Annotated in this window: 16 protein-coding genes; 7 read left to right on the top strand and 9 right to left on the bottom strand. The window is 38.9% G+C overall.

Going from position 1 to position 16,603, the window contains the following annotated elements; all coding sequences use genetic code 11:
• Positions 1–22: 22 nt before the first annotated feature.
• Both rlmB and ppnP read right to left on the bottom strand, forming a co-directional pair.
• Entirely contained in the window at positions 23–778 is a 756-nt protein-coding gene (gene rlmB, locus AC07U8_RS01710) for a 23S rRNA (guanosine(2251)-2'-O)-methyltransferase RlmB (protein ID WP_105714634.1), read from the bottom strand.
• A 160-nt stretch (positions 779–938) separates the two neighbouring features.
• A complete protein-coding gene (gene ppnP / locus AC07U8_RS01705; protein WP_004718357.1) occupies positions 939–1,262 on the bottom strand; it encodes a pyrimidine/purine nucleoside phosphorylase in 324 nt (107 codons plus the stop codon).
• Positions 1,263–1,792: 530 nt separating this feature from the next.
• Here ppnP and recN point away from each other — a divergent pair.
• The 4 genes from recN to AC07U8_RS01685 all read left to right on the top strand — a co-directional run bounded on the left by recN (position 1,793) and on the right by AC07U8_RS01685 (position 5,491).
• Complete coding sequence (gene recN, locus AC07U8_RS01700) at positions 1,793–3,454, top strand: DNA repair protein RecN (protein WP_494737200.1); 1,662 nt, start codon at positions 1,793–1,795, stop codon at positions 3,452–3,454.
• A gap of 318 nt (positions 3,455–3,772) precedes the next feature.
• Positions 3,773–4,327, top strand: coding sequence for a YqgE/AlgH family protein (locus AC07U8_RS01695; protein WP_105714632.1), 555 nt, complete (start codon positions 3,773–3,775; stop codon positions 4,325–4,327).
• Positions 4,320–4,763 (top strand): Holliday junction resolvase RuvX, encoded by a 444-nt coding sequence (gene ruvX / locus AC07U8_RS01690; protein WP_004818593.1) that lies wholly within the window; start codon positions 4,320–4,322, stop codon positions 4,761–4,763. Before AC07U8_RS01695 ends, ruvX begins: the two co-directional genes overlap by 8 nt.
• A gap of 14 nt (positions 4,764–4,777) precedes the next feature.
• A complete protein-coding gene (locus tag AC07U8_RS01685) occupies positions 4,778–5,491 on the top strand; it encodes an SDR family NAD(P)-dependent oxidoreductase (protein ID WP_056516600.1) in 714 nt (237 codons plus the stop codon).
• 53 nt (positions 5,492–5,544) lie between these two features.
• Here AC07U8_RS01685 and AC07U8_RS01680 read toward each other — a convergent pair whose 3' ends face one another.
• From AC07U8_RS01680 to AC07U8_RS01670, 3 genes are read right to left on the bottom strand one after another with little or no spacing between them, the layout of a single operon-like run.
• The gene (locus AC07U8_RS01680; RefSeq protein ID WP_494737199.1) at positions 5,545–6,555 is read right to left on the bottom strand and encodes an HlyD family secretion protein; all 1,011 of its coding nucleotides are present in this window, start codon (positions 6,553–6,555) and stop codon (positions 5,545–5,547) included.
• Positions 6,556–6,606: 51 nt separating this feature from the next.
• Positions 6,607–6,813, bottom strand: a complete 207-nt coding sequence (locus tag AC07U8_RS01675) for a DUF1656 domain-containing protein (RefSeq protein WP_004818586.1) — start codon at positions 6,811–6,813, stop codon at positions 6,607–6,609.
• A gap of 2 nt (positions 6,814–6,815) precedes the next feature.
• A complete protein-coding gene (locus AC07U8_RS01670; protein WP_494737198.1) occupies positions 6,816–8,900 on the bottom strand; it encodes an FUSC family protein in 2,085 nt (694 codons plus the stop codon).
• Positions 8,901–9,446: 546 nt separating this feature from the next.
• Between AC07U8_RS01670 and AC07U8_RS01665 the strand changes: the two genes are divergently transcribed.
• On the top strand, positions 9,447–10,235 hold the full coding sequence (locus tag AC07U8_RS01665; RefSeq protein ID WP_004818582.1) for an IclR family transcriptional regulator: 789 nt from the start codon (positions 9,447–9,449) through the stop codon (positions 10,233–10,235).
• A gap of 313 nt (positions 10,236–10,548) precedes the next feature.
• Positions 10,549–11,250: an NAD(P)H-dependent oxidoreductase gene (locus AC07U8_RS01660; protein WP_494737197.1), complete on the top strand. Its 702-nt coding sequence runs from the start codon at positions 10,549–10,551 to the stop codon at positions 11,248–11,250.
• On the opposite strand, the gene AC07U8_RS01655 is transcribed toward AC07U8_RS01660, so the two are convergent.
• Positions 11,235–11,858, bottom strand: coding sequence for an alpha-ketoglutarate-dependent dioxygenase AlkB family protein (locus tag AC07U8_RS01655; protein WP_494737196.1), 624 nt, complete (start codon positions 11,856–11,858; stop codon positions 11,235–11,237). The genes AC07U8_RS01660 and AC07U8_RS01655 overlap by 16 nt on opposite strands.
• A gap of 290 nt (positions 11,859–12,148) precedes the next feature.
• On the opposite strand from AC07U8_RS01655, the gene AC07U8_RS01650 reads away from it, so the two are divergent.
• Positions 12,149–13,951, top strand: coding sequence for an ABC transporter ATP-binding protein (locus tag AC07U8_RS01650; protein ID WP_494737195.1), 1,803 nt, complete (start codon positions 12,149–12,151; stop codon positions 13,949–13,951).
• Positions 13,952–14,150: 199 nt separating this feature from the next.
• Here AC07U8_RS01650 and AC07U8_RS01645 read toward each other — a convergent pair whose 3' ends face one another.
• From AC07U8_RS01645 to AC07U8_RS01635, 3 genes are read right to left on the bottom strand one after another with little or no spacing between them, the layout of a single operon-like run.
• Positions 14,151–14,402: a DUF6587 family protein gene (locus tag AC07U8_RS01645; RefSeq protein ID WP_004718378.1), complete on the bottom strand. Its 252-nt coding sequence runs from the start codon at positions 14,400–14,402 to the stop codon at positions 14,151–14,153.
• A 29-nt stretch (positions 14,403–14,431) separates the two neighbouring features.
• Positions 14,432–16,294: a ferrous iron transport protein B gene (gene feoB / locus AC07U8_RS01640; protein WP_096732732.1), complete on the bottom strand. Its 1,863-nt coding sequence runs from the start codon at positions 16,292–16,294 to the stop codon at positions 14,432–14,434.
• Positions 16,291–16,560 (bottom strand): FeoA family protein, encoded by a 270-nt coding sequence (locus AC07U8_RS01635; RefSeq protein WP_004718380.1) that lies wholly within the window; start codon positions 16,558–16,560, stop codon positions 16,291–16,293. Before AC07U8_RS01635 ends, feoB begins: the two co-directional genes overlap by 4 nt.
• Positions 16,561–16,603: the final 43 nt, after the last annotated feature.

Genomic DNA, 16,603 nt, shown 5'->3' with positions numbered 1-16,603 from the left:
TACCGATACAATTTAAACTAAATCATTCACTTTGTTGGCGTTGACGGCATGCTTCATATAACGCCATACCAGTAGCCACACTTACATTTAAACTTTGTAAGTTTCCAGCCATTGGGATAAATACGGTTTGATCACATTGCGATTGGGTGATTGGACGCAATCCCGTATCCTCCGCACCCATCACCACACATACCGGTGTTCCTGTAAAATCAAAGTTCTGAATAGGCAACGCCTTTTCATCGAGCATAGTGCCGACCACACGAACATTATAATTTTCTTTGATTTGCCCAAGCGTACGCGCCAAATTGGTGACTTGAATAAACTTCACCTTTTCAGCACCGCCTGCTGCAACTTTACGTGCAGTCGGGGTCAATGTTGCCGCACGGTCACGCGGGACAATCACAGCCTCTACACCCATAGCTGCCGCTGTACGGATACATGCGCCCAGATTATGCGGATCCGTGATATGGTCTAAAGCCAACAATAAAGGTTGTTGGGTTGACTCTAGAAGCTGATCTAAATCTTTTTCATTTAATACAGGATGTGGGCGAACAGCTGCGACCACGCCTTGGTGAAAAGGTTGACCTGCCAACTTTTCCAAGCTATCACGACTTGCTTTTTGGACACTGATTCCAAAAGGCTCTGCAAGCTGGAGAATGCGCTGTAAACGCTGATCATCACGACCTTTTAAGGTAAATAAGGTTAAAACACGTTCAGGTTCTAACTCCAATAATGACTCCACTGAATGAACGCCATAATAATATTCGGACTTCGCCATGAACAACCTCATTAACAACATGATGATAGGAATGAAAAATCCTGCAAAGCCAACTTTACAGGATTCTATTTGATGCTTTAGTCTAACCGATTTCGCTTAAAAATTCTTTGCCTAATTTAAAAACAACAGCATAGGTCTACTTTAAGCAAAGCTTTTTTAATTAGCCTTCTAAATGGCAAACGTAGTCTAAAACGTCATCCGTTTCAATTTTAAAACGACTATTGCCAGGCACATAGAATGACTGACCTGCGCGGAACAACTCACTTTCTTCACTGTCTGCGATTTTAACGCGACATTCACCAGAAATAATTTCCATACGTTCAGGCACATGTGTTTCAAATGTTAAAGCTTCTTCTGTTGGAAGAATGACCCCTAAAGTCTTTTTGGTTCCGTCTTCAAACTGCACAGTGTGGCTAATACATAAACCGCCAAAATATACATTAGATTTTTTAACTACTGATACATGATCATACTGAGCTGACATGCGTATTCTCCAGATAATGCGCATTTATAAAAATTATGTTCGATGTAGTTTAATGTTGCTCCGCAAACTAATCAATCTATGTTTTTAAGCTTAAGCTATTTCTATTTTTGCTCTGCTTTATCAATCCGCTTAGATCAAAGCTTAAGCTTCTCTAACAATAAAGACCCAAAACCACAATACATGTCACCAAAAATACCAACCCTGTGGATGATCAATTTATTCCCTACTTAGACTGAAGAAATGTCTTGTTTCAATATTGGCTGATAAAAGATGCGGATCAATAGATTCAAATGTCTATTGCATAAAATCAGTCATAAAAAATCTAGATAACTGCTTCATTTTTTATTTAATTCAATAAGATTTATCTATTTTGATGTTTTTACTGGCAACTTAAGCAAAGGAAATTACATTTTCATATTAAAATTATTTAGAATGCTTAAAATTACTTCGTATTAGAATACGTTCTGACTTGTGACCACACCAAAACTTCACTATCTTAGAACTTCACCGTTCGCAGCTTGGATGCGTTTATGCTGACACACTTAAATCTGATCAATTTTGCTTTAGCTGATAACCTTGCTATTGATATCGAGCAAGGGTTCAACGTGCTTACAGGTGAAACAGGTGCGGGTAAATCATTATTATTAGATGCATTGTCAGCCTGTTTAGGTGAACGTACCGATACCAATTATGTGCGTTATGGTGCTGAAAAAGCCGATATTACCGCCGTTTTTAGCTATCAAGCACAGAGTCCTGAAGCAAATTGGCTCAACACCCATGAATTAGATGATGAATCTGGTGAAATCCATTTAAGACGGGTGATCTTTGCAACAGGTCGCAGCAAAGCATGGATCAATGGCCGTCCTAGTAGCCTCGCTGAATTGAAAGAACTTGGACGCCTCTTGGTACAGCTATACAGTCAACATAGCCAACAACAACTGCTTGAGCCGCCCTACCCTAAGCACTGGTTAGATCGTTATAGTAATTTTTATCAGCCTGCTCAAGACGTGCGTGATGCGTATAGTACTTGGCAAAAAAATATTCGTACACATCAAGCAGCGATTGATGCACAAGCCAATCGCCTGCAACGTATTGACACTTTAAAATTACAACTTGAAGAACTCGAAGATGTCATTCGTATTGATTATAAAGAAATCGAACAAGAATTTGATCGTTTAAGTCACCATGAACACATCATGCAGGACTGTGGCTATAGCTTAAATGTTCTTGATGAATCTGAACAAAATATTACCCAAGAAATTTCTTCAATTATTCGACGTTTAGAATCCCATGCTGGGCGTAGTGAACTGCTGTCTGAAATTTACAATTCATTGATCAACGCACAAAGTGAAATTGATGACGCAACGGCAAATTTACGTCAGTTTATAGACCGTCAAAGTTTTGATCCTGAACGTATGGATGAGTTAAATACACAACTCGAAGTCTTTCATCGCTTGGCACGTAAGTACCGTATTCAGCCCGATGAACTCAAACAGCAATATGAAATATGGCAAAATGAATTAGAGCAACTACATCAACTTGAAGATCCTGAAACCCTTGCTGAGCAAGTTGAACAATCTCATCAAGTGTTTGTAGAGAAAGCACAACATTTAGATCAGATTCGTCGTGATGCTGCTGAACCTTTAGCCAAGCAACTGACTGAGCAAGTCAAACAACTGGCGCTACCAGAAGCACATTTTGAATTTAGATTTGAACCGCTGGAACAAGTTTCTGCGGAAGGTGTAAGCTTTATTCAATTGCTCTTTACTGCCAATAAAGGGATTCCACCTCAACCGCTGGCACGTGTTGCTTCTGGTGGTGAGCTGTCACGTATTGCATTGGTCATGCAAGTGATGAATGCCGAAAAAACTGAAGCAGAAGTTTTAGTGTTTGATGAGATTGATGTCGGAATCAGTGGTGGTACCGCTGAAATTGTCGGGCGCTTATTGGCAGGCTTAGGTCAACACGTTCAAATTTTATGTATTACTCACCAAGCTCAGGTTGCGGCCCAGTCCGATCAACACCTATTGGTGAAAAAACTACAAACAGATCCTGCAAGTAGTACCATCATTGCACTAGAAGAAGAGCAACTTATTTTAGAATTGGCTCGTATGACAGGCGGTATTGAAATTGGTGAAACCACCTTGCAACATGCAAAACAATTAAGACAATTGAAATTTCAGCCGTCTTAATGCCTCAATCTAGTGTATAAAAAAGAATACTCCTATAAAAAACCAGTCAGCACGCTACTGGTTTTTTATTCCTATTTTGGAATATAAGCGTTTTTATCTATTCACTTGTCCTATTGCATCGCTTTTATAGGGATGTACATTTTTATTTGGACACCATTTTGTTTATATTTTAAACATATTGATGAAAAACTTAGGCTGTTTTTGCAGGCTTTTAAAATATTCACAACCTATTGATATTAATTGTGCTATTTATATAGGTATAGATTTTATTTGAACAATTAAAATTATTTAAGCGGATTGAAAAGGAGTTGCATATCGGTGCCAAAACAATATCTTTCTCATCGCTGCTTGATTGCACCACCTGATCTTGCTGATGATTTCTTTGCCAATACGGTAATCTATCTTGCCCGTCATGATGAAGATGGTGCGCAAGGTATTATTATCAATCGACCTTCAGGTATTCAAGTCAAAGAACTTTTGAATGACTTAGAAATTGAAGCTGATAATGTGCATCCGCATGAAGTCTTACAAGGTGGTCCATTACGCCCAGAAGCGGGTTTTGTTATTCATACAGGACAACCGACCTGGCACTCTTCGATTGCCGTGGGTGAAAATCTGTGTATTACCACCAGCAAAGATATTTTAGATGCGATTGCACACAATGAAGGTGTTGGTCGTTATCAAATTGCATTGGGCTACGCCAGCTGGAGCAAAAATCAACTTGAAGATGAAATTACCCGTGGCGATTGGTTGATTTGTGATTCAGATATGGATTTGGTGTTTAATTTGCCTTATACCGACCGTTGGGATGCTGCTTATCGTAAAATAGGGATTGATCGTACTTGGTTATCTTCTGAGATTGGACATGCCTGATTTAAATTCCCCACAACTGATTATTGCATTTGATTTTGGTACACAAAAAACGGGAATGGCTGTAGGCTCCTCCATCATTGAAAGTGCAACACCGCTTGCACTTTTCCCAATGAAAGATGGCATCCCCAATTGGGATGAATTGCTTAAGATCATCAAACAGCATCAACCGAATTTATTTCTGGTCGGTTTACCATTAAATATGGATGATTCCGAGTCAGAATTATCCACACGCGCACGCAAATTTGCACGACGTTTACGTCATCAAACCAATATTGAAACTCTAATGGTCGATGAGCGCTTAACCACACGTGAAGCACGAGATGAACTCGATCATTACCACGCGCAAGGGCGAGCAAAGAAATTAGCAGCGGATAGTATTGCAGCGGCTTTATTTATTGAAAGTTGGTATCGAAACCCAGAAGGAATTACCCCTTAAACTGAGCATTAAAAATGTCAAAAACTTATGTCATCTATGGTGTAAGCAAAGGCTTGGGACAAGCCATTTTACACGCAGTACCTCAAACACAAGATTTGGTTTTTGGTATTTCACGTTCTCAACCACAGTGCGACCTTGCTCATTTCAAATGGATCTCTGCTGATTTATCAAAACCTGAACATGCTCGGGATGTAGTTAAAAATCAAATTCAAAATCAGCCTATAGATTATCTGATTTACAATGTCGGAATCTGGGAGACAAAAGCCTTTCAAGCAGATTATGACTTTGAACAATGTACTGACATTGAAATATCAAATTTAATTTATACCAATATTCAATCCTGTATTTTGGCAATTCAGTCCTTGATTGAGAATCTTAGATTGTCTCCAAATGCAAAAATTATCTTGATTGGTTCAACCTGGGGACTAGATAATCATAAGGGCAAAGAAGTGGTCTTTTCAGCCAGCAAATTTGCCCTCAGAGGCATTGTCCATTCGCTCCGAGAAAGTTTACGCAAAGACCAGATTGGGGTGAGTATATTAAATTTAGGCTACTTGGCCACTGAGTTTGATCTGAATACATCTGTGGATGAGGTTTTACAACAGAGTGGTCATGAGTTAATTCCCTTACAGGATGTTATTCTTGCCATCAAATTTATCTTATCCACCAGTCAAGCCAGCTGTGTTAAGGAAATTAATATGCCCGCTATGGCAGACCTAAATCTATAAAAAAACCCATTTTTCAATGGGCTTCAAGATCAAAGTTTAATGATGGATGCTGGTTATTTTTTTGCTTGTTCTAAAATATGTACTGTCACGGTACGTCCTGCGACAAAGGCCAATGAATCATGGGGCACTTCATCTAAAATAATTTTCACAGGTACCCGTTGAGCCAAACGTACCCAGCTGAATGTTGGATTTACATTGGCCAATAAGCCTGATGAAGTGGTCCGTTCACGATCCTCAATCCCTGAAGCAATCCCTTGAACATGGCCTTTATATTTCAAAGAATCGCCCATGAGTTGTACTGTTGCAGAATCACCTAGATGTATTTTATTGAGTTTGGTTTCTTCAAAATATCCCACAACATAGAGCTGTTTACGATCAAGTAAAGCGGCAACAGCTTGCCCAACTTTGACATAATTCCCTGCGCGCAAATCAAAATTTGATAATGTTCCATCTGCAGGTGCAATCACTTCTGAACGTTGCATATTCAATTGCGCCAAATGCACACTACTGGTTGCTGCTTCAATCAAAGCTTTTTGTTGTTTGATATTGGCTTCTGCTTGTTGTACCGCAGCTTGCAATTGCTGATGCTCTGCATGGGACTGATCTCGTGTAGCAAACATTTGATCTTGTTCTTGTTTAGAGATCGCACCATTCATCAGGTCTGCATATCGACGTGCATTTTTATCTGCAAGATTGATATTGGCTTTTGATTTCACAATATTGGCTTTTGCCTCAGCAAGCCCCGCTTCTGCTTCAGCCAGTCCTGACTGGGCTTTTGCAAGATCTGATTTTGCTTGTTCCACGTCTAAAGTTTGGCGTGCTAAATCAATTTTAAAAAGCACCTGCCCTTTTTTCACGGTTTGGTTATCTTGAACCATCACCTCTGTGACTAAACCAGCAATATCAGAAGACACTTGAATAACATCGCCACGGACACGCCCATCACGTGTCCAAGGTTCTGCATTGTAGTAATTCCAGATATGCAGCGCACAAAATATCGCAATAATCACCACGATACCCAATGATATCGGCCGGATTGCCTTACGTATGTCAAACGTATTCATTTCAATTTTCCAATCATTAAACTTAAAAATAAATCAGCTCTATTGCAGCGGCTAAGTCGTCATCTGAATAAACACCCAATGAATCGACCATAATAAAATCAAATAGATACAGATATTAAAAATTCCAGGTAATGCAATCCATTCTTTTTCAACCAAGCGATCTGTACCAATACACACCACTTTCCAGATGATGAATGCCAGAATTGCTTGAATTAAAAATATTGGGACATAAACACCATAAATGTTGAGCTCACCCATATTTATGCTCCCACTAGAACAGTTGAAGGTTGCGCATCAACCAGATGAATATGACAAATACTATTGCGAATATTATTCACAGAAATTTCTATACGCTGTCGGATATCTTGATCACCTACCGCTTGCGCATCTTGCAAGATTTGATCAAATTGCTGAATCAATGCTTGTCGTAAGTTATCATCAGGCTGAGTTACTGCTTTTTCGCTTAACCACTGGTTAAGTAGGCCTTGTAATTTAACAATTGCAGTGGTCGTCGTAGATTCAGGCGACAATTTTTGGACCAGCTCCTGCAAACGGGTTAAATCAATTGCGGCACTCGACTCAATCAAAGCATTGTTAATTTCGATTTTGAGCTGTTCTGACTGAATCAATTTGGTATTTAACACGCCAATACGATCAAGCATACTACGTAAATGAATTCTAAAGCCCGTTCCATAAGACATCGCAATACTTTCCCGCATGGCTTTATAGTGTAACGCCAACATCCGTTTTACCGTCATCTCAGGGGACATTGAACGTACCATTTGCATGATACAAACCGTGATAATCGGCCCAATCACGGTTGCAATCGAAGCATCAAAAAAGGTGATCTGATCCATCAAATAACGGTTTTGCAGATTTAACCCCATAATCGTACTCATAATCAGCGGTAAACCCAGTGCATGCAAAGGAGGATGTAAATACAACATCACACAGAACATAATAAAGGGGGCTAATACAACGGCTAACTCCCAAAATGCGGTGATATGCGGAAAAATCCCATATGCATAAATAAAAACCAAAATAGCGGCATAAATACTGGAGCGGATAAATATTTTTAGCGCAGGTACAGGGTCATCTAAAAAGGTCAAAATACATGCTGTAATTGCGGCCATTTCTGCCACCATAAAGCCCATTTTCCAGCCACTTAAAATCCAAAATGCACAGGCAATGTTGGTGGTTAAAAATGCCGATATCCCGCCACGTACCGCAACGCCATAATCACGATGTAAACTGGGATAGGTTGTAGTTAAAGGTACAATGGATTCAGGTAAGCTATGATTACCTTGCTGCATGCATTGCCAAATAAACTTCACTGCACGAACATTTTGAATAAAATGGCGAATATCCATTTTTAGACTGCCCAAAATCACCTGTTGTTTAGCAGTTGCATGTTCAGTGATGGTTTGAAATTCTTGGTCAAAATGTTCAGGTAAGTGCTTAAGCTCATCTTCAAGAATGTCATTCTCACCTTCTAAAAAATCATCAATCTTTTGGTGAAACTCAAGCAGATACGGACGATAAGTTAAATCAATTTGATCCAGTTGCTTGATCCGTTCTGACATTGCGACCAAGTTAGCCACTAACATCGTCACTTGATGTAGCAACTCTTGGAGTGGTTTGGTCATGCCTTTAAATTTTGAAGTTTCATAACTTAAATGCACAGCCATACTATGAATATCTGTTGTATCACGCGTGATATTGGTCAAGAGCTGAGTATAATTGTCTGTATGTGCCGGATCAGACAAAATTGAGTCAAAAGCCTGTTTGGTGTCTTGCATGGTTTTCGTGACACGGAGTTCGACCACAGGCCCAATATGCATAGGAAATATAGTGGCAGAGACCACAGCACTACACACCACACCCAACGAGATTTCTAAGAAACGCCCCACAGCCATGTCGAAAATGGACACCGTCTCGATATAGTAAATCGAGTTAAAACAAATAATCACTGCGGTATAACCCGCTAACATCACCACATAACTGCGTGGTGATCGGTCGATTAAAGACAGATATAGACAGATCCCCACCCAAGTTGCCAATACAAAGGTAAATAACCAAGGGGTATTAACCAAATGAGGCATCACTGCGATAGCAAAAATTGCTCCGATCAAGGTTCCTAAAATTCGATAGATACTTTTTGATGCCATCATGCCCGAATAAGGATTGGCAATCACAAAGACTGTACCAATCGCCCAAATCGGGTAGCTCAGGTTGAGTTCAAATGCGATATAGAGAGCCAACATTCCTGCAATGAAAGTTTTGCTCGCAAAAATCCAATCGAGTTTATTGGGTCTAAAAGCCAATAAGGGTTTGATCAGTAACATGCAAGCAACTCACTATAAATTCAATTTCATTGATTTTCTCTGTCATCTCTAGCTCTGTAAGATCTAGGAAGCTGATATTCACCACTTTTATAAGGCTTTGTTGTACACATCACATTTTCTTTTTTAGCGACCAAAAAATCGCACCGCTTAGTCAAATAAACAGTGTGGTTGATTAAAAAGATGTGAATAGAAGAACAAATTTAGACATTTGCTCAAATACAACGATTGAGTAGAGAAGGACTCAATTTATGATAAAAATTTATACTTTTTAAAAAGTATAAATTCACCATTGGATATTCATATCAGCAATAATCTCAAAAAAAACAAAAATAATCAATAAAAATATCTCATTTTGATAATTCACACACATATAATTTACTTTAATATTCAAATGTAGTGCTTTTTCTCAAAATAACCACTAAAGTTAAAAATGTAGAATCATTTGCATTTACAATGCAAATTCCACTGTTTTTTCTTGAACAATTTGTTATAAAGTAACATTCATTATTATTTTTTTTTGATTCTCACTAATTGAGTAGGTCATCAATGGCACTTTCCAGTTTTGGCAAAATTCTCACCGTATTGGATTTATTTTCGGTGTCTCGCCCAGTAATTAATGTCGATGTGATTTGTGAAGAGCTTGGTTTATCTAAACCGACCAGCTATCGCTATTTAAAAGAATTAGTTTCGGCTGATATTTTGCAACGCTTAAATGGAACTTCAGGCGATTACACCCTTGGTCCTAAAATTGCTGTGATGGACTATATTTCCAGAACCACCGATCCATTGGTTCAAATCAGCAAACCATTTATGCAAGAAATTTCCGAACGTACAGAACTTTGCTGTTTACTGACACATTTAAATGATGACTATTGTATTGATGTTCATCATGAAGTGTATCGTGATGAAACTTTACTTTCTTATGGTCGTGGTTGCCCTCGTCCCGTATTTATGGGCTCGTCACCTAAAGTGATCATGGCGCATTTATCTAAACAGAAAATTCATGAGTATTACCTTCGCTTTGCAACACAATTAACTGAAGTTGGTTTTGCTGAAAATGAAGAAACCTTTGTCAATAAAATGAAAAAAATTAAAAAACAAGGTTATTATTTTTCACAAGGTGAACTTGATCCAAATGTTTCTGGCTTATCTATCCCAGTGAAGTTTTCAAGTAAAGAAGCGCCTTTAGCATTGACCGTACTTGCTTCAAAAAATCGTTTTGAATATGTCAACACCCCAAAACTAATTGAAACCTTGCAAGAGTCTGCTGCACAGATTGAAAAACGCTATCAAGCACTCTCTGCCAATGACCAATTATCTGAATTTCACCCATAAGCGCAATCATCTTGATAATTTAACATTTTGTAATGTTTTTATCTCTTGATAATGTTTTTATATTCTCATAATATGATTATGTTCTTCAGTAATCCATGATTTTTTGGACATTGTTTTTGCGAAGACAATTCCTCCTCAGAGTAAGGAAGCCTATGTGTTTAAACATAGGCTTTTTTATGTGCAATTTTTTTATCCATTGAGTTCACTTTTAAGCCATTAAAAAAATAATTAGAGTAATTGGCGAATCATTTTCATTGAGGAATAATCTAAAGCAGCCAATAACAATGATGCATAATTTTAATTAAGGAATGTTATGAATATCCTCATCGTCCATGCACACCCCGAACCCCTTTCATTTACAACCGCGATGAAAGATCATGCTGTTGAGGTCTTGGAAAAATTAGGACATCAAGTTGAAGTTTCAGACTTGTATGCCATGAGTTTTAATCCAATCGCATCACGAGAGGATTTCTCAGAACTGAGCCATCCTGAATATATGAATTATGCTTTGGAGCAACGCCATGCTTATAAAAATAAGCAGATTGCCGCAGACATTCAGATTGAAATTGAAAAAGTACAAAAAGCAGATTTAGTGATTTTAAGTTTTCCCATGTATTGGACATCTGTACCTGCCATCTTAAAAGGCTGGATTGATCGCGTATTCGTTTCGGGTATTTTCTATGGTGGTAAACGTTTTTATAACCACGGCGGCATGGTGGGGAAAAAAGCCTTGTTAAGCTTTACCTTGGGTGGCCGTGAACATATGTTTGGTGATCATGCGATTCATGGTTCAATTGAAGACTTGTTACTGCCGATTCAACGTGGAACTTTAGCTTATGCAGGCTTTGACGTGCTGCCACCATTTACCGCTTACCATGTCCCTTATATTTCTAATGAAGCACGCCAACAAATCCTGCTTGATTATCAGCAATATTTACATAACTTAGAAAATTTACCTGCATTAGACTTTCCTAAACTTGAACAATTTGATGACAAGCTTTATCCACTTGGATAAAAGTAACGAAAGGTCAAATTTACACGAGGCGCTAAAATTCGTGTAGATTTGGCGAGGGTATGTTTCCAATAACGTTGGGTCTGCCCTTGCATTACAATCAACTGACCACTGTGTAAAAGTAAATCTACTTTTTTAGCTTTCCACTTGTGCTTAAAACTGAATTTTCGAGTAGCGCCTAGACTCAATGAAGCAATCACCACATTGTGATTGGGCGCTTCCAATGATGGCTCATCATCGCTATGCCAACCCACGCCTTGTGAGCCATTTTCATATAAATTTGCTAGACATGAATTATAAGTTTGCCCTGTGAGTTGCTCGATATGCTGTTTGAGTCGATATAAAGCAGGATTCCAGATATGGGCTTGTTTTGCCATACCTGAATAACGATATTGGTAATCATCATCGCCATACCACACCACTTTGCGCTCAGTTTTATAATATTGACCATGCAAATAGACTTCATCATGTTGCCAAGCCAAATGCTGTAGAAAATAGTTTAAATATTTTTGACTTTGTTCATGATCCAAAATTAAGCCAAAGTCTTTTACTACCCCATCATAAGGCAGTAAATTATCTTGTGCTTCAGGTTCAAATAAATCTAAATTCATGGTCTAAAATGAGCTACGGGTTCATCCAACAATGAATCAATATTTAACATGAAACAAGTCATTTTTGATCAAAATTGAACAACTTTAATATGAAGAATAACAGGTCATATCATGGATAAATATACAAATTAATTCAGCAAGTTGAAGAATTTAAATAGGATTTTGATCGTGAAGATTTGGACTAGTGTAAGGAATTATTAAAATCTTTCACAATTCAAAACATAGCAATCACTTGTAGCAAAGTTTATTCAGCTTTAGACTAAAACCAAGCTTATAAAAAGCAAAAACCTATGAATTTATGGCAATTATTTCAAAAATTACGCCCCTTTGTACGTCCCTACCGCTGGCTTGTCATCGTTACCTTAGTGTTAACGTTGATTGGCTCACTCACCGCTCAGGTCAATGCCCTCACACTTAAATATGCTGTAGACAGCATTAACCAACTAATCCAAGCAGGACAAGGCCTAGCGGATGGATGGCACATTATCATTACCATTACTGTAGTTTTATTGGCCAAAGAAGTCATCAATGCAATTGTTCAATTTGGGCAAAAATCATTTGGTGAAAAACTCAGAATTTTAATTTCACAGGACCTATCTCAGGGCATTATCGAAAAGTTTATTACCTATCGATTGGCCTTTTTCGATCAGAAAAATAACCAAGCAGGAAAATTACAAACCCGTATCGACCGTGGAGTTAGCTCGCTCACTCGACTGGTACAAATCTTTTTTATTGATATTTTACCGTTATTTACCAGTGCAATTATCGCTTTAGCCCTAATGTATTATGCCAATTTTTGGGTGGGTGTGGTCGCAACAATCATTGTGCCAATTTACTTTTGGCTGACCTTTAAACAATCACAAAAGCTTTCCGGCAAACGCCGGGCCTTGCGCGATAACATGGAAAAGAAGAATCAAGGTATTTTGAGTATTATTAACTCAATTACAGTGATTAAATCTTTTAATAAAGAGGCTGTTGAATCCACCAAGCAACTGAACTTACAAAAGTCACTGACTGAAAATCAGATGCAAACTCGACAAACCAGCTATATTTTTGATGGTCTAAAAACCTTTATTGAACAAGTCGGTGTAGTGCTGATCATTATTTTAACTGCTTATTTTGTTTTAGATGGACAAATGAGTATAGGGATGATCATGTACCATGTATTGTTGTTCAATAACGTGTCTGCACCGATCCGCTCTTTGCACCGTATTTATGATGAAATTAACTCGGCAATGATCTATTCAGAAAGCTTCTTTAGTATCTTAGAAGCAGATCATGAAATCGAAGCCAGTGGTTTAATGAAACCTCAAATTCATGGCAAATTTGAATTGGAAAATGTTGATTTTATCTATCCGAATGGTCATCAAGCCTTACATCGAATTAACATGACCATTCAACCCAATAAAATCACAGCCTTAGTCGGCTTATCAGGTGCGGGGAAATCAACCTTAATCAGCCTACTGGATAAATTTTATGCCCCGAACTCAGGCTGTATCAAACTCGATGGGATTGATTTAGAGCAACTGGATACACACTATTTAAGAGAACATATTGGCTTAGTATTGCAAAAGAATCATATTTTCCAAGGCTCAATTTTAGAAAATATTCGTTATGGTAAGCCCCATGCAAGCAATGAAGAAGTCATCGCAGCTGCCAAAAAAGCCTCGATTCATGAGCAGATTGTAAAATTACCGCATGCCTATGAAGCAGATGCCTTGCTATTGTCTGGCGGACAACAACAGCGAATCGCACTTGCTCGAATGTTCCTTAAAAACCCGCCGATTATCTTTTTAGATGAGCCCACAGCGAGTTTAGATGCCATCGCTTCAGAGCAAATCAAACAAAGTTTAGATGAGATTAAACAAGGCCGAACTGTAATTATGATCTCGCACAGCCTTTCGCAAATTATTGATGCCGATTACACCTATGTGATGAAAGAAGGACAAATCGTTGAGCATGGTGAACATCATGATCTTTATCATCAAGATGGTGCTTATAAGGAAATTTTTGATGCGATGGCTAAAAGCTTAAATATCGAAAAAATTGCACGAACTTTTGAAGATGATGGCGAGGAAGAAACCCATAGCTAAAGTCTAGTTGGTGCTTTGTATCAACCTACAGAAGCTCATACTGATTAAATTGACTTCTGCACCATTGGATCATTCAAGATATGCCTATCTGCTAACGAGATAAATTATCTTTTATGGACTATTCCCACATACAAATAAAAAGCCACTCTATGTTCTAGAATGGCTTTTTTCTTTTTAGGGTAATGAATTTAGAGGCCAATCATTTCCATTTTACTGCTTGGACTTCAACTTTTTTAGGATTGTCCGTTTCAGCACTACTGCAACCACAACCGCCACCGCATCCACTCACCATCGCAGGCTGAATCCATTTGGCTAAACGATTCCAACCTTGCGACTGACAAAATTGAGCCAGTTTAGAAAACACCGAATACGCTGACTTTGGGAAGACTTTCTTAAATACAAAAATTGCACTCCAAATCACCAATACCGCAATAATCAATAATTCAATCATCTCTAGCTCCTTTGCTTCAAGATTCTGGCTTATAGACCAAAATAACCTGACGCAATTTGATAAGTGAGGAAAGCCATTAAATAAGCCAAACCAAATAAATAGACCGTCATACCTGCAACAGTTTTCCAAGAACCTGTTTCACGTTTTACCGTAGCCAATGTCGCTAAACAATGCGGTGCATAGATAAACCACACCAACAACGATAAACCTGTTGCAACTGACCAGCTTAAATCACCCTGACTGATCAGATGTGATAAACCTTGAGCGACTGCATCATCATCCGCTGCAGATAAAGCATAAACCGTACCCAATGCTGCAACCACAACTTCACGTGCTGCCATCGCTGGAATTAAAGCAATACAGATTTGCCAATTAAATCCAAGCGGTTCAAAGATTGGGTGCATCACATGCCCCAGCATCCCGGCAAAAGAGTAGTCAATATCTGGTAAAGTTGCACCCTCTGGCGGTTGAGGGAATGTACATAGGAACCATAACAAAATCGATAAAGCGAAGATAATGCCACCGACACGCTTTAAGAAGATCTTGGCACGATCCAACAAACCAATCCATACACTTTTTATATCTGGGATACGGTAGCTTGGTAATTCCATCAATAAAGCATGTTGTGATTTATCTTTCTGGAAAAACTTCAGCACGGTCGCAACAATGAGCGCACTCACAATTCCCGCCATGTATAAACCGAAGAGCACTAAACCTTGTAGATTAAGGAAACCCCAAACCATTTTCGCTGGAATAAATGCAGCAATCAGCAAGGCATACACTGGCAAACGCGCTGAACATGTCATCAACGGTGCAACCAGTATCGTCACCAAACGATCTCGTGGATCACTAATACTTCGAGTCGCCATGATCCCAGGTACCGCACAGGCAAAACTGGATAACAGTGGGATAAATGCCCGACCACTTAAGCCTGCTTTAAACATCAATTTATCGAGTAGAAACGCCGCACGCGGTAGATAGCCTGACTCTTCTAAAACCAAAATAAAGAAGAACAGAATCAGAATCTGTGGCAAGAACACCACTACACTACCTGCACCTGCAATGATCCCATCGACCACTAAGCTGTGAAGTAGTGGTTGGGTAATAAACTGCCCAATCCAGCCACCAAACCAGCCAAAAAATTCTTCAATACCATCCATAAATGGCGCTGCCCAAGCGAATACTGCTTGGAAAACAATAAACATCATCAGCGCAAGGCTAAGAAGTCCTAAAACGGGGTGTAAAAAAATCTTATCGAGAAAATCAGTACGTTTGTCTTCATGATCTAAAAAAATCACCACATCTTTTAAGATTTGGTCAATTTTTTCATGATTGGAACCTGAAAGCTTAACATCACTCAGTTCTGCACTTGGTGTGTGGAATTTTTCATTTTCCAAAGCACCCATCAAGTTTTCAATCCCTGCATTACGCACAGCAACCGTTTCCACCACGGGAATACCTAAACGCTGTGATAATTTTTGGGTATTGATCTGCATCCCACGACGACGTGCTTCATCCATCATGTTTAATACAAGCAGAATCGGTTTGCCTTGTTCAATGACTTCAAGCACAAGTCCCAAATGTAATTTTAAGTTGGTTGCATCCACCACACATAAAAATGCCTGTTGATCTTGTTCACCGGCAATTTTCCCCAAAACCACATCACGGGTAATGGCTTCATCAGGACTGGCTGCATCGAGGCTATACGTTCCAGGCAAATCCAGAACACGCACCGCACGACCAGAAGGTAAATTAAATGTACCCACTTTACGTTCAACAGTCACCCCAGCATAGTTGGCAACTTTTTGACGCGTACCGGTTAAATGGTTGAAAAGTGAAGTTTTACCGCAGTTAGGATTTCCCACTAAAGCAATACGTAAAGTTTCGCTCATGCGGAAGCTCCTTCTAATGCCTGATGTATTTCAATTTTTTCGGCTTCGATCTTACGTAACGCAAATCGAGTAAAACCAATTTGAATGAGAATAGGATCACCACCAAAAACACCTTTTGTGATCACTTGTACACGTGTGCCAGGCACAAAACCTAGAGTTTCTAAACGACTCGCCACTAAATCTGGCTGATTGACATTATCTTGCGAGGTGCGATTGACCTTTGCGATAATGGCAGTTTGCTTTACTTTCAAGTCTGACAAACGCACAGCAATTAACCCTAAAATTTACACGATAGACAGACTATTATAC

Source organism: Acinetobacter sp. GW821-FHT01E09 (assembly GCF_059422385.1).
Note: the sequence above shows the minus strand (reverse complement) of the source record. Positions and strands in the feature narration are given on the sequence as shown.